This window comes from Streptomyces sp. NPDC085866, assembly GCF_044541035.1.
Taxonomy (GTDB): Bacteria; Actinomycetota; Actinomycetes; order Streptomycetales; family Streptomycetaceae; genus Streptomyces.
On record NZ_JBITSQ010000001.1, the window covers coordinates 65975 to 79828 of the forward strand.

Annotated in this window: 14 protein-coding genes and 1 other RNA gene; 9 read left to right on the top strand and 6 right to left on the bottom strand. The window is 71.1% G+C overall.

Features of this window, described 5'->3' with window-relative positions:
- Positions 1–175: 175 nt before the first annotated feature.
- The 5 genes from ftsE (at position 176) to ssrA (ending at position 4124) form a co-directional block, all read left to right on the top strand.
- A complete protein-coding gene (ftsE, locus tag ACIF83_RS00245) occupies positions 176–865 on the top strand; it encodes a cell division ATP-binding protein FtsE (protein WP_145882577.1) in 690 nt (229 codons plus the stop codon).
- Between the two features lie 36 nt (positions 866–901).
- A complete protein-coding gene (gene ftsX / locus ACIF83_RS00250; protein ID WP_393463795.1) occupies positions 902–1819 on the top strand; it encodes a permease-like cell division protein FtsX in 918 nt (305 codons plus the stop codon).
- A gap of 68 nt (positions 1820–1887) precedes the next feature.
- Positions 1888–3066: a S41 family peptidase gene (locus ACIF83_RS00255; RefSeq protein ID WP_399722418.1), complete on the top strand. Its 1179-nt coding sequence runs from the start codon at positions 1888–1890 to the stop codon at positions 3064–3066.
- A 57-nt stretch (positions 3067–3123) separates the two neighbouring features.
- The gene (gene smpB / locus ACIF83_RS00260) at positions 3124–3666 is read left to right on the top strand and encodes an SsrA-binding protein SmpB (RefSeq protein WP_393466871.1); all 543 of its coding nucleotides are present in this window, start codon (positions 3124–3126) and stop codon (positions 3664–3666) included.
- An 89-nt stretch (positions 3667–3755) separates the two neighbouring features.
- Positions 3756–4124, top strand: a transfer-messenger RNA (tmRNA) gene (gene ssrA, locus ACIF83_RS00265).
- Between the two features lie 69 nt (positions 4125–4193).
- Here ssrA and ACIF83_RS00270 read toward each other — a convergent pair.
- From ACIF83_RS00270 to ACIF83_RS00280, 3 genes are all read right to left on the bottom strand, one after another.
- A complete protein-coding gene (locus ACIF83_RS00270) occupies positions 4194–5120 on the bottom strand; it encodes a hypothetical protein (protein ID WP_399722421.1) in 927 nt (308 codons plus the stop codon).
- 19 nt (positions 5121–5139) lie between these two features.
- The gene (locus ACIF83_RS00275; protein WP_393463803.1) at positions 5140–5595 is read right to left on the bottom strand and encodes a hypothetical protein; all 456 of its coding nucleotides are present in this window, start codon (positions 5593–5595) and stop codon (positions 5140–5142) included.
- Between the two features lie 208 nt (positions 5596–5803).
- Positions 5804–7030: an MFS transporter gene (locus ACIF83_RS00280; RefSeq protein ID WP_399722425.1), complete on the bottom strand. Its 1227-nt coding sequence runs from the start codon at positions 7028–7030 to the stop codon at positions 5804–5806.
- A gap of 84 nt (positions 7031–7114) precedes the next feature.
- On the opposite strand from ACIF83_RS00280, the gene ACIF83_RS00285 reads away from it, so the two are divergent.
- A complete protein-coding gene (locus tag ACIF83_RS00285) occupies positions 7115–8080 on the top strand; it encodes a LysR family transcriptional regulator (protein ID WP_393463809.1) in 966 nt (321 codons plus the stop codon).
- Between the two features lie 191 nt (positions 8081–8271).
- Here the strand turns inward: ACIF83_RS00285 and ACIF83_RS00290 are convergent, their stop codons facing one another.
- On the bottom strand, positions 8272–8907 hold the full coding sequence (locus ACIF83_RS00290) for a hypothetical protein (protein ID WP_399722428.1): 636 nt from the start codon (positions 8905–8907) through the stop codon (positions 8272–8274).
- A 164-nt stretch (positions 8908–9071) separates the two neighbouring features.
- On the opposite strand from ACIF83_RS00290, the gene ACIF83_RS00295 reads away from it, so the two are divergent.
- Positions 9072–10457 (top strand): nitrate/nitrite transporter, encoded by a 1386-nt coding sequence (locus ACIF83_RS00295; protein ID WP_393463815.1) that lies wholly within the window; start codon positions 9072–9074, stop codon positions 10455–10457.
- Positions 10458–10542: 85 nt separating this feature from the next.
- Positions 10543–11694, top strand: coding sequence for a uroporphyrinogen-III synthase (locus ACIF83_RS00300; protein ID WP_398139038.1), 1152 nt, complete (start codon positions 10543–10545; stop codon positions 11692–11694).
- A gap of 110 nt (positions 11695–11804) precedes the next feature.
- Here the strand turns inward: ACIF83_RS00300 and ACIF83_RS00305 are convergent, their stop codons facing one another.
- Positions 11805–12374 (bottom strand): DUF1772 domain-containing protein, encoded by a 570-nt coding sequence (locus ACIF83_RS00305; RefSeq protein ID WP_399722433.1) that lies wholly within the window; start codon positions 12372–12374, stop codon positions 11805–11807.
- Positions 12375–12689: 315 nt separating this feature from the next.
- On the opposite strand from ACIF83_RS00305, the gene ACIF83_RS00310 reads away from it, so the two are divergent.
- Complete coding sequence (locus ACIF83_RS00310) at positions 12690–13259, top strand: helix-turn-helix domain-containing protein (RefSeq protein WP_399722436.1); 570 nt, start codon at positions 12690–12692, stop codon at positions 13257–13259.
- On the opposite strand, the gene ACIF83_RS00315 is transcribed toward ACIF83_RS00310, so the two are convergent.
- Entirely contained in the window at positions 13210–13749 is a 540-nt protein-coding gene (locus ACIF83_RS00315) for a peptidoglycan-binding protein (RefSeq protein ID WP_393463827.1), read from the bottom strand. The genes ACIF83_RS00310 and ACIF83_RS00315 overlap by 50 nt on opposite strands.
- Positions 13750–13854 lie beyond the last annotated feature (105 nt).

Below are 13854 nucleotides of genomic sequence, written 5' to 3' on the forward strand. Positions count from 1 at the left end.
GCGGCGGAGCCGTATGTCGATACGGCCCGTGCCTCCGGGTGGGGAAACTCACCCTCGTCGAAAAGTCCCGTACAAAAACGCACAAGCCTCCCCCAACCCCGCCCGGACCCTGCACCCCCGCCCTCGGTTCGCGTATGGTCACGCACATCTACCCCCGGCGACCCGTGGTGCATCCGTGATCCGATTCGACAACGTCTCCAAGGTCTACCCCAAGCAGACCCGCCCCGCGCTCAGGGATGTGTCCCTGGAAGTGGAGAAGGGCGAGTTCGTCTTCCTCGTGGGGTCCTCCGGCTCCGGAAAGTCCACCTTCCTGCGGCTCGTCCTCCGCGAGGAGCGGTGCAGCCACGGCCAGGTGCACGTCCTGGGCAAGGACCTCGCGCGCGTCTCCAACTGGAAGGTGCCGCAGATCCGCCGCCAGCTCGGGACGGTGTTCCAGGACTTCCGCCTCCTGCCCAACAAGACGGTCGCGGAGAACGTGGCCTTCGCGCAGGAGGTGATCGGCAAGTCGCGCGGCGAGATCCGCAAGTCCGTGCCCCAGGTGCTCGACCTCGTCGGGCTCGGCGGCAAGGAGGAGCGGATGCCGGGCGAGCTCTCCGGTGGTGAGCAGCAGCGCGTGGCCATCGCGCGGGCCTTCGTCAACCGGCCCAAGCTCCTCATCTGCGACGAGCCCACCGGCAACCTCGACCCGCAGACCTCCGTCGGCATCATGAAGCTGCTCGACCGCATCAACCGGACGGGCACCACCGTGATCATGGCGACGCACGACCAGAACATCGTGGACCAGATGCGCAAGCGCGTCATCGAGCTGGAGAAGGGCCGCCTCGTCCGCGACCAGGCCCGCGGCGTCTACGGCTACCAGCACTGACCGCACGAGATCCACGGAAAGGCTTAACCAGACGCCATGCGCGCCCAGTTCGTCCTGTCGGAGATCGGTGTCGGTCTCCGCCGCAATCTGACGATGACCTTCGCCGTCATCGTCTCCGTCGCCCTGTCCCTGGCCCTGTTCGGCGGTTCGCTGCTGATGAGCGACCAGGTGAGCACCATGAAGGGCTACTGGTACGACAAGGTCAACGTCTCGATCTTCCTGTGCAACAAGAGTGACGCACAGTCGGACGTCAACTGCGCCAAGGGTGCGGTCACCGAGGACCAGAAGAAGCAGATCCTCAACGACCTGCACAAGATGCCGATCGTCGAGAAGGTCGCGTACGAGTCGCAGGACCAGGCGTACAAGCACTACAAGGAGCAGTTCGGCAACTCCCCGCTGGCCAGCTCGCTGACGCCGGACCAGATGCAGGAGTCGTACCGCATCAAGCTCAAGGACCCGCAGAAGTACCAGGTGGTCGCAACCGCGTTCAACGGGCGCGACGGTGTCCAGTCGGTGCAGGACCAGAAGGGCATCCTGGACAACCTCTTCCAGCTGCTGAACCTGATGAACCGGGCGGCGCTCGGCGTCATGGCGCTGATGCTGCTCGTCGCGCTGCTGCTGATCGTCAACACCGTGCGTGTTTCGGCGTTCAGCCGTAGGCGCGAGACCGGCATCATGCGCCTGGTCGGTGCCTCGGGCTTCTACATCCAGGCGCCGTTCATCATGGAGGCCGCGGTCGCCGGACTCATCGGCGGTGGCCTCGCCTGCATCTTCCTGGTGGTCGGGCGGTACTTCACCATCGACCACGGCATGGCGCTGTCCACCAAGCTCACGTTGATCAACTTCGTAGGCTGGGACGCGGTGTTGACCAAGCTTCCGCTGATCCTCGCCACCAGCGTCCTCATGCCGGCATTGGCGGCATTCTTCGCGCTGCGCAAGTACCTGAAGGTGTGACGCATGCCAAGAGGGGCCGTACGGACATCCGACCGTACGGCCCTTCGCGTTCCCCTAGACTCACGGCCATGTCAGGCCGCGACCTGTTCTGCCAGCCCCGCCGCATCCGCCGCGGGGCCGCCCTGACATTGGTGTTCGCGGGCGTCCTCGTCGCGGGCGCCGCCACCGGCTCCTTCCCGGACACCGGCCAGCCGGGCAGTGCCGGCCGCAAGGCCGCCGCGGGCGCCGCGCACACGGAGCTCGGGCACGAGGACGTGCAGCAGGCCGCCGCCGAGGCCATGGCCGACGGCAAGTCGCCGATGGAGGCCGCCGAGCGGGCTGTCAGCCGCAGCGGCGACCGCTGGGGCGCCGTCTACTCCGAGGGCGAGTACCAGGAGTTCCAGGAGGCCCTCGACGGCCAGTACACCGGCGTGGGCCTGTGGGCGCGGCGCGAGCGGGACGGTCGGATCGCGGTGACCCGGGTGCAGCCCGGCTCGCCCGCGGCCGACGCCGGGATCCGCAGGGGCGACCGGCTGCGCAGCGTCGACGGCGACACGGTCGACGGCCGGCCGGTCACCGAGGTCGTCTCCTTACTGCGCGGCGACGCGGAGGACGCGCCCGCCGGTACGACGGTCACGCTCGGCCTGCAGCGCGGCACGCGCGCGTGGACCGAGACCCTGCACCGGGCCCGCCTGTCCACTGACTCGGTGACCGTCCGCAGGCTGTCCGACGGAGTCACCGTCATCCAGATCGCCGCCTTCACCAAGGGTTCCGGCGCCGCCGTCCGGGCCGCCGTTCGGCAGGTCCCGGCCGACGCCGGCATCGTGCTCGACCTGCGCGGGAACTCCGGCGGCCTGGTCACCGAGGCGGTGGACACCGCCTCCGCCTTCCTCGACGGCGGCCTGGTCGCCACCTACGACGTCGACGGCGCCCAGCGCGCCCTGCACGCCCACACCGGCGGCGACACCACCCGGCCCCTGGTCGCCCTGGTCGACGGGGGCACCATGAGCGCGGCCGAGATGCTCACCGGCGCCCTCCAGGACCGGGGCCGCGCGGTCGTGATCGGTTCCCGCACCTTCGGCAAGGGCTCCATCCAGATGCCGACCGAGCTGCCCGACGGCTCGGTGGCCGAGCTGACCGTGGGCCACTACCGCACCCCCTCCGGCCACAAGGTGGACGGCCGGGGCATCACCCCGGACCTGGAGGCGGGGCCGGAGGCCCTGCCCCGGGCCGAGACGGTCCTCACCGGCCTCGGCGACGCCGATTAAGGGCTGGCCGCGGGACCCCTCCGTAGTGCGAAAATGGACGGCACTATGAGCAAGGGAATGTACGTACCCAAGGAGTCCCAGCCCAAGCAGGGCGGCGGGGCCGCCAAGGCCCGGGACGGCGAGAAGGGCGGCAAGCGCAAGATCGTCGCCCAGAACAAGAAAGCCCGGCACGACTACGCGATCGTCGACACCTACGAGGCCGGGCTCGTGCTCACCGGTACCGAGGTCAAGTCGCTGCGCGAGGGACGGACGTCGCTGACCGACGGCTTCGTCCAGATCGACCGGGGCGAGGCGTGGCTGCACAACGCCCACATCCCCGAGTACCACCAGGGCAGCTGGACCAACCACTCCGCGCGCCGCAAGCGCAAGCTGCTGCTGCACCGCGAGGAGATCGACAAGCTGGAGTCCAAGGCCCAGGAGACGGGTCACACCATCGTGCCGCTCTCCCTGTACTTCAGGGACGGCCGCGCGAAGGCCGAGATCGCGCTCGCGCGAGGCAAGAAGGAGTACGACAAGCGACAGACCCTGCGGGAGAAGCAGGACCGGCGTGAGTCGGACCGCGCGATCGCGGCGGCGAAGCGGAAGCAGCGGGGCGTGTAGCCCGGAATACGGTGGCATCGGCGCGGGTTGGTCACGTACGATGGCACCAACACCGGTTGAACCCGGTGTGTGCATTGAAAACACAACATGGGGATGATCGGTTTCGACAGCGGCTGTCGAAGCAGGGGAAGCGTGTCGAGGAAGCGGCAATGATCTCGTAAACCATATGTCGCAAAAAATAATCGCCAACACCAAGCGCGATTCCTTCGCCCTCGCTGCCTAAGTAGCGACTTGCGAAGTGTCAGCCCGGGGCTGTTCCCGACCCGGATCCTGGCATCAGCTAGGGAACTAAACCTTGATCCCGGTCACGGGGTGAAGAGGGAAACCAAACAGTGACTGGGCCCGTCGGCGACTTGTTCGCGTGATCGCCGGGGCCGAGAAAATCACAGCGGACTGCACACGGAGAAGCCCTGATTCCGCACCGTTGGACGCGGGTTCGATTCCCGCCATCTCCACTCATCCCATGTGGGCGAAGGCCCCGCTGCACCGGCAGCGGGGCCTTCGCCGTCGTTCGGGGCATACCCCCGTCATGCCCCGTACGCGTGGGCCAGCCGCGTGATGCGGGAGATCTCCGCGTCGCGCTCCGCCCGGGCGGCCCTGAACTCGTTCGGCCGGCCGGTGATCGCGGCGTTCTGGTACTCCGACTCGACGGCGAACCAGACGCCCACCAGGTTGGTGCTCTCCTTGCAGCCGACGTCGGCCCGGGCCTCGCCGATCTCCGTGCGGTCCGGCTCGGCCCGCTGGACCGAGGGCAGCTTCGACCCCGCCTCCATCGGGTTCGGTTCGTCGAAGCCGTGCGTCCGCATGCAGGCCGACCACCGGGCGAAGACCTTCCGCACCCGGGGATCGGCCAGGGAGCGGGCGAAGCTGTCGCTCTTGGTGGCCGCGACGATCCCGTCGGATCCGGCACCGGTGCCGAGCCGCCGGGCGGCCGCGCCCTCGCACCCGCCCTCGGGCAGCTTCCGGCCCCGGTACGTGGTCACCGGCCGGCGCTCGGCGTTCCTGGCGAACATGACCGTCTGCTCTGCGGCGGACGGCTTCAGCGCCGCGCTGTCGGTCACCGCCGACGACTTCGCGCGCGGCAGGTGGTACCCCCAGGTGGCGACGCTCGCGGGATCCGTCACGCCGTACCTGCGGTACATCACCGAATCGGCGGCGGAGGCCACGGGCTTCGATCCCACGGGGAAGTCGAGGCCGTACTTCTTCATGCAGTCCTCGACGATCCTGCCGTGCACCCAGCCGCGCCGCGCCGTCTGCTCGGGCGTGAGCATGTAGTCCTCGATCGGCAGGTGCAGGCTCATGACCTGCGCCGGGCCGGGCGTGGGCGTGGGAACGGGCGTGGCCGCGGCGGCCGACGGCGGGTCCTGCCGGCCCGCGCAGCCCACCGCGGTGGTGAGCGCGAGCAGCAGCGTTCCCGCCTTCAGGCCTCGCCGAAGGGTGCGTGCGGCGATCATGTTCTGTTCCTCGTCCGGATCAGACGTCGGGGCACTGGTCGTACGAGTCGTGTCCCCCGTACAGACCATCGATCGCGATGGAGGCCTCGTTGTTCCGCAGCCGCGAGGTCAGGTTGCCGCCGTAGCCGCCGATGACGTAGTTCGAGTCACCCACGTAGTTGGGGTAGACCCAGGTGCGCACGTCGCAGTACACGGGGTTCTCCATGGACGCGGCGTCGTTGCGGATGACGTGGCCGTCGCTGAAGTTGCCGGAGATCGTGGGGACCTGGATGTCGTAGTAGCCCTTCATGCCGCCCGCGTGGTTCGGCGAGTAGTAGAGGCAGAAGAAGTAGCCCTGGTCGTTGCATCGCGAGCTCGTGGGCCACGAGGAGACGCCGGTGTCCGTCGCACTCGCCTGCCCTGCGGACACGCCCAGTGCCAGCGCGGCACTCGCCGCAGCGACGCCCGCACGCCGGCCGAACTTGCTCAGAAACATGCACTTCTCCTTTGTCGAGGGGACATCCGTTGCCGCGGCGGATTGAATTCTGCATGCCGGGCGACCTCAACGCAGGCTGAAATAGGGTGGTTTGTCGCGCCCCGCAGTCGTCCCACGCCTCTGACCTGCGGTTTGGGACGCGTCCCTGAGACGGGGCGGGGCATCGGGGCAGGCGTCAACCGGTTCGACGGGAACTGCGGTTGGCGGTTCAGCGTGACGAACGCACAGCCGCAGCGATCGAGTTGATGAGCGCGGCCACGCCGGCCGCCGCGGCCGGGGCGGCGAAGGCGAGGGCGGGGGAGAGGTGGTCCGCCGCCCAGCCGCCGACTGCCGAACCGCACGCGATACCGGTGAGCAGGCCGGTGACGACGAGGCTCATGCCCTCGTTGAGCCGGTCCGCCGGGGTGCGCTCCTGCACCTGGGTCATCGCGGTCACCATCGTCGGCGCGGTCGCCATGCCGGCCAGGAGCAGCGCGCCCGCGAGGACCGTGAGCGAACCTGCGGTGGCGGCCGCCAGCCAGGGCAGGGTCATCAGCCCGGCCATCGCGAGCAGGCACCGGGAGAGGCTGAGGCCGGCCGGCTTCAGCGCCCCGTACAGCAGGCCCGCCGCGCAGGAGCCGGCCGCCTGCAGGGCGAGGACCGCACCGGCCGCCGCGCGATGCCCCTGGGCGTCGGCGTAGGCGATCGTGACGACCTCCATCGAACCGAACACCGCACCCGTCGCCACGAAGCAGGCCAGCAGCGGCGGCATCCCCGGGCTCCGCAGCGGCGACGGCGCCTTCGAACGGGCCTGCGGCGGCGGCTCGGTCGCCCGTTGCGCGGTGAACAGCAGCATGCCGGCCAGCAGCAGGACGGCCCCGGCGAGTGTGCCCGCCTCCGGGAAGAACGTTCCGGTCAGGAAGGACGCCAGCACCGGGCCGAGCATGAAGCACAGCTCGTCGGCCGCCTGCTCGAAGGAGTTCGCGGTGTGCAGCGCGCCGGGGTCGTCGCGCAGCAGATGGGCCCAGCGGGCGCGGGACAGGCCGCCGATGTTCGGGGTGGCCGCGGTGGCGGCGTACGCGGCGAACAGGGTCCAGTCGGGGGCGTCGTAGCGCACGCACAGCAGCAGCGCGAGGCTGCCGAGCACGGCCGTGAGCGTGGCCGGTACGGCGACCCGGGCCTGTCCGTGCCGGTCGACGAGCCGGGCGATCCAGGGCCCGGCCAGCCCGGTCGCCGCGAGCCCGGTGGCCGTGACGGCACCGGCGAGGGCGTACGAACCCCGGGACCCGGCGATCATCACGACCGCGCTCACACCGAACATGCCCATGGGGAGGCGGGCGATCAGGTTGCCGGCGGTGAAGGCGCGGGCGCCGGGGAGGGAGAAGAGGCGGCGGTATCCGGTGGGTTGTACTGGTCTGTTGGGTATTCGGGTGTCTTCGGCGGTCTGGTGCGGCATGGCTCTACGTTCACCCGGAGCGGATCACCGGGTCCAACACCTTCTCGGTGCCGATTCACGCAGCCGCGTTGTAAATTGCCCGTCATGCCCGCCGCCGTAGAGCCCCGCCTCCTGCGTGCCTTCCTCGCCGTTGCCGAGGAACTGCACTTCACCCGCGCCGCGGCCCGCCTGTACGTCGCCCAGCAGGCGCTCAGCCGGGATGTGCGGAGGCTGGAGCGGGAGTTGGGTGCCGAGCTGTTCGTGCGGACCACCCGGCAGGTGACGTTGACCGCGGACGGCGAGCGGCTGCTGCCGCACGCCCGGCGGGTCCTCGCCGCCCAGGACGACCTGCTCGCCGCCTTCGGCCAGGCCCGGCCGCTGCTGGTCGACCTCAACTCCGCGGGCCTGGCCACCGGCCGCCGCGTGCTGCACCGGGCCCGGGAACTCGCCCCGGACTGCGAGCTGATGGCCCGCTACGAGAGTGGCCTCACCGGAGCGGCGGCCGATCTGCTCGCCGGCCGTCTCGACGCCTCCTTCGGGCGCTTCGCCGGCCTGGACCCGGCCCTGCGCTCCGGTCTGGAGCAGCAGCCCGTGCGCCACGAGCCGATGGCCGTGGTGCTGCCCGAGGACCACCCGCTGGCCGCCCGGCCGGCGGTGCCGCTGGCGGCGCTGGCCGGGGAGACGGTGTACGCCGGTGCCGGGAACCCGCGCACCCGGGAATGGACCGACCTGGCCCTTCGTCTCTTCGAGGGGCGCGGCATCCGGCTCGCGCCTCCTCTTCCGCTGGCGGTCGGGGACGAGGAGTTCGAGCGGATCATGTCCAAGACCCGCAACCCGATCCTGGCCGTCGTGGACTTCCCGGTCATGCCCCGCACGGTGCTGCGGCCGCTCGTCGACCCCGTTCCGCTCTCGCCCGTCTCGCTCGTCTGGCGCAGGGGTCTGGTCCATCCCGCGCTGGACGCGCTCCGGAGGGCCGCGGCCGAGATCGCGAAGGCCGAGGGCTGGCTGCGACAGCCCGTCGACCGATGGATTCCGGCCATCGATGACGCTGTGATGAACCTCCACGACTGACGTACCGCTGCTCCTCCACGTCAGCTCTTCCCGGACGGAGCGGCCCCGGTGGGTGCGCGCTGTACCCGCACTTCTCCTGGCTGCCGGAGAGCTCCTGGCCGGCCCTCGCGATCACCGGGGTGTTCATCGGCAGCTGCGTCGTCCGGTTCGGCCGGCCCGAGCCACCGGGTCCCGGCCGGTCCGGGGCCCGCTCACTCGTCGAACCACACCACCAGCCGCACACCGTCGTCGCCGTGGACGCCGGCCAGGGCACCCATGACCGTCCACACCGGGTGCCAGCTGCCGTCGGGCGGGACGGCGTCGCGGCGGCGGGAGCGTTCGACCCGGAAGACCGAGGTACCGGACTCCCACTCCGTCCCCTCCGGCCACAGGCCGGCCAGGGCGGACGGGTCCGTGGTCAGGGTGTTGATCCCGGCCGCGCGGGCGAAGGCCCGGCTCCAGACCCAGGGGCTGCGAAGCCGGAGCGTGCCGTCGTGGGAGCGGTGGTACTGGGCGACGTGAGTGGCGCGGGGGAGCGCCGGTTCGTCCCAGTCGACGGACCGGGCATCGGCCCAGGACAGCCAGGTGGTGCCGAAGGCGGCCCCGCCCCAGGACTCCAGCCCGGCCCGCACCGGTTCCGACACGTCGGGCGGCAGGCCCCGGCCGGCGGCCACATGGCGCCAGCGGGCGTCGAAGTCCCGTACCCCGAAGAGGCAGGCGAAGGCCTCGTAGTCCCGGTGCACCCCGAGCATCGCGAGGTCGAGGGCCGGGCACCAGGCCGTCTCGCCGGGGGCCAGGCCCTCCCGCCAGGTTCGGCACTCGACCCAGCCGTGGATGTCCGTGCCCATGGCCGCCGATTCTTCCCTCACCGACGGCTCACCGCGCGAGTGAGAGCAACGTTCCCTTCCGGTCACCCACAGCCACAGGCAGGAAACGCGCCCTCCCTACCTTCGGGACTCATCACCGCTCATCACCCCGTACCACCCGAGCCCCGGAGCACCGTGGAGGCGTCATGACAGCCCCGAGTACAGCCCCCGCCCCGAGCAGCAGCAGGGGAGGCCGCTGGATCGAGCACTGGGATCCGGAGGACGAGACGTTCTGGAACGCGACCGGCGAGAAGGTCGCCCGCCGGAACCTGATCTTCTCCGTCCTCTCCGAGCACATCGGATTCTCGATCTGGACCATGTGGTCCGTGCTGGTGCTCTTCATGGGCCCGGAGTACGGGCTGACCCCCGCGGACAAGTTCCTGCTGACCTCGATGGTCACGCTGGTCGGCGCCGTCGTCCGCGTCCCCTACACCTTCGCCGTCGCGATCTTCGGCGGGCGGAACTGGACCATCATCTCGGCCGGTCTGCTGCTCGTGCCGACCGTCGCCGCGTTCACGGTGATGAAGCCGGGGACGTCCTTCGACACCTTCCTCCTCGTCGGCCTCCTCGCGGGCATCGGCGGCGGGAACTTCGCCTCCTCCATGACCAACATCAACGCCTTCTTCCCGTTGAAGAAGAAGGGGTGGGCCCTCGGGCTCAACGCCGGCGGCGGGAACATCGGCGTCCCGGTCATCCAGCTGGTCGCCCTCGCGATCATCGGGGCGAGCGGAGGGCCGCGCGTGCTGCTCGGGATCTACATCCCGCTGATCGTCGTCGCCGCCGTCCTCGCCGCGGTGTTCATGGACAACCTCGCCTCCGTGAAGAACGACACCGGCGCCGCCAAGGACGCGGCGAAGGACGCCCACACCTGGATCATGTCCTTCCTCTACATCGGGACGTTCGGATCCTTCATCGGCTACAGCTTCGCCTTCGGGCAGGTCCTGACGAACCAGTTCGGGCGCACCCCGCTGCAGGCCGCCTACCTCACCTTCATCGGCCCGCTGCTCGGCTCCCTCATCCGGCCCGTCGGCGGCTGGCTCGCCGACCGCTACGGCGGGGCCCGCATCACCCTCTGGAACTACGTCGGCATGGCCGCCGCGACCGCCGTGCTCGTCGTCGCCAGCATGCAGAAGTCGCTGCCGCTGTTCGTGTCGGTCTTCGTCGTGCTGTTCGTGCTGAGCGGGCTCGGCAACGGGTCGACGTACAAGATGATCCCCGGCATCTTCCAGACGAAGGCCCTGGCCAAGGGCCTCACCGGTGAGGAGGCGGCCTCGTACGGCCGGCGCCTCTCCGGCGCCTCCATGGGACTCATCGGAGCCGTCGGCGCACTCGGCGGTGTCGGCATCAACCTGGCCTTCCGCCAGTCCTTCCTCTCCTACGGCTCCGGCACCGGCGCGTTCGTCGCCTTCCTCGCCTTCTACGGCGTCTGCTTCGTGGTCACCTGGGCCGTATACCTTCGCCGCCCGGCCACGCAGCCCCAGGCCACGGCTGCCGCCGAGGCGAAGTCGCAGCTCAGCTACGCCGAGGTGTGACGTAACACCGGCGACATCGAGCCGAACCGAGCCTGTCACGAGCCGTTGACAGGCTCGTTCGGCATGCGGGCCAGGTAGGAGAGCCATGTACGACCAGAAGCAGCACCCCGAGCAGGGACCCCTCGCCGGGTTCACCGTGGGAGTGACCGCCGCGCGCCGCGCCGACGAGCTGGGCGCGCTGCTCCAGCGGCGCGGAGCCGCCGTGCTGCACGCGCCCGCCCTGCGTATCGTGCCCCTTGCCGACGACGGCGAACTGCTCGCCGCCACCAAGGAGATCATCGACCAGTCGCCGGACGTGGTGGTGGCGACCACCGCCATCGGGTTCCGGGGCTGGGTCGAGGCCGCCGACGGCTGGGGGTTCGGCGAGCAGCTGCTGGAGCGGCTGCGCGGGGTGGAGTTGCTGGCCCGCGGGCCCAAGGTGAAGGGGGCCATCCGGGCCGCCGGGCTCACCGAGGAGTGGTCGCCGTCCAGCGAGTCCATGGCCGAGGTGCTCGACCGGCTGCTGGAGGAGGGCGTCGACGGGCGCCGGGTCGCCGTGCAGCTGCACGGGGAGCCGTTGCCCGGGTTCGTCGAGGCGCTGCGGGCCGGGGGAGCGGAGGTGCTTCCGGTACCGGTGTACCGCTGGATGCCGCCGGAGGACATCGGTCTCGTCGACCGGCTGCTGGACGCCGTCGTCTCGCGCGGGGTGGACGCGCTCACCTTCACCAGCGCGCCGGCCGCCGCGTCCCTGCTGTCGCGGGCCGAGAAGCGGGGGCTGCTCGCCGAGCTCCTGGCCGCGCTGAGCCACGACGTCCTGCCCGCCTGCGTGGGCCCCGTCACCGCGCTGCCGCTGCAGGCCCGGGGCGTGGACACCGTGCAGCCGGAGCGGTTCCGGCTCGGACCGCTCGTGCAGCTGCTCTGCCAGGAACTGCCCGCGCGGGCACGGTCCTTGCCGGTCGCCGGGCACCGGGTGGAGATCAGGGGCCACGCGGTGCTGGTGGACGGCGAGCTGAAGCCGGTGCCGCCGGCGGGCATGTCCCTGCTGCGGGCGCTGTCCCGGCGCCCGGGTTGGGTGGTCGCCCGCGCCGAGCTGCTGCGCGCGCTGCCGGGCGCCGGCCGCGACGAGCACGCGGTGGAGACGGCGATGGCCCGGCTGCGCACGGCACTCGGGGCGCCGAAGCTGATCCAGACGGTGGTGAAGCGGGGGTACCGGCTGGCGCTGGATCCGGCGGCGGACGCGAAGTACGCGGACGCGTGAGAGGCCGCTCGGTGCGGTAGTTGCCGTTGAGCCGGGTGGAGCGGGGGCTTCTTCGCGCGCCCCCTCGGCTCTCGGGGGGGCGGGCCGAGCCTCCCCTTCGGCATCGGCACTCACCGCTGCCCGGGCGCCCGACTGGCCGAACCGGAGCGACGGGGCGTGAGCGGCGCGGACGGCTGCGATGTGCCGCTCGGGTTCCGCCCGGAGCGCCCGTGCACCAGCAGCGCCCGTGTCAGGAGTGCCACCGCCGCCGTCGACCCCACCGCCCGGGCCACGTTCCACGCCACCCACGGCCCTTCGAAGTGCCCGCGGAGGGCGGACGGATCCCCCTTCGCCGCGAGGGCGTTGTTCAGGGGGATGTTGAAGGCCACCGTAATGAGGAAGACCAGGGCGTAGGCCGCCAGGGCCGCCCAGGTCCAGCGGGCGGCGGGTGTGGCGCGGAGCTGCCACGCCGACCATCCCGTCAGCGCCAGCGCCCCCATGAAGCTCAGGAAGAACACCGGGTTCTGGATCACGTCGTTGATGTTGCGCATGACCTCGACGTACGTGCGGTCGTCGCTGCGGGCCAGGGCAGGCATGACCGCGCAGGCGAAGATGTAGAAGACCCCGGCGATCAGGCCCATCGCGACCGTGGCCGCGCTCAGGACGACCTTGCTGGTCCGTGTTTCCCTCGTATGCGTCATGCCTTCCAGCCAACCGGAGCAGCCCCCGACCCGGACATGGCCGAAGCGCGCACCCGCATACGCGGGCGTCCAGCTACGCCGACGCCTGCACGGCCGTACGACGTTCCGGGTACCGGGTCACCGGCAACGGGCCTGGCGGTGCAGGCAGGCCGTGCGGCGGAGGGCGCTCGGCTCACGCCGTGCGACCACGCGTGCTCCGGGTTGCCGGGCGTGCGCTCTGCCGGATGTTTTCGGCCGGGCGTCAGGCTGACGCGGGACTGTGGTGGGGAGGAGCCGCACCCGGAGACGGCGCGGCGGGCACTCGGGGGGACGAGGATGACACGCTGGCAGCCGCTGCCGGATTCGCTGCCGCGAGAGGCACGGCACCTGGTCGAGCAGATGCGCGTCCTGAAGGGCCGTACCGGACTCAGCCTTGCCGAACTGGCCCGGCGCACCGCGTACAGCAAGTCGTCCTGGCAGCGGTATCTCAGCGGGGCCAAACCGCCGCCGAGGGGAGCGGCGCAGGTGCTCGGCCGGCTGGCCGGGGCTGACCAGGCGCGGCTGCTGGCGCTGTGGGAGCTGGCCGAACAGGCATGGCAGCCCGGCGGGCCGGAGCCCTCCGGGCCGCTGCAGGATGTCGCCGCAGCCGCAGCCGCAGCCGCAGCCGCAGCCGCAGCCGCAGCCGATGCCGTGGGCGGTGCCGGGGCCGGGCCGGAGCCGGCCGGCGGCGCGTACGGGCGGTGGCGGACGGCGGCGCTGGCCGCGTTCGCCGTCATCGTGCTGCTGGTCGCGGGGCTGCTGTGGGCGCTGCCCCGCAGGGCGGGCGACCGAACGGGCGCCCGCCCTCGGGGTGTTCTCAGCCGAGCTGGTCGTAGTAGGCGAGCTTCCAGGGGCCGGTGCCCTTGATGCGCACCCGGTACTTGCCGCTGACGCGCTTGAGGGTGACGTTCCGTGCGTCACCCAGGTACGTCACGGTGCCGCCCGAGGTCGGGCCGCTGAGCCAGCGCTGGGCGAACTCCCAGCTCGGGTCGGTGACGACGCCGTCGTTCTCCGCGATGTTGTAGTGCTCCTGCCACCACTGGGTGGCCGACTCGGTCTCGGGGCCGAAGGTGCCGTCGATCTGGTTCTTCTTGAAGGTGTGGGTGTCGCCGTCCTCGTCCTGCCACTGGGCGCCGTCCGCGTACAGGACGGTCTGCCAGAGGGCCGTGGCGTTGCTCTCCGCGTAGTTGTCGACGCCGAGGTCCTCCTCGTCCTGGAAGTCGTCGGCGACGGCTCCGTTGCCGTCGATGCCGTGGTACGAGGCGGCACTCGCGCCGGGTGCCAGGGCGATGCCGGTCGCTCCGGCGCCCAGCAGCGCGGCCGTCGCCATCGCGACGACCCGGGTGCGCATGCTCATGAACGTTTCCTTTCTGAACCGCCGTCCCCCGCGGTTCCCCCTGGGGCGGCTCCGGTGCTTTCGCAGGACACAGCGTCATGGCCGCGGGCAGGGGCCACGAGCCCT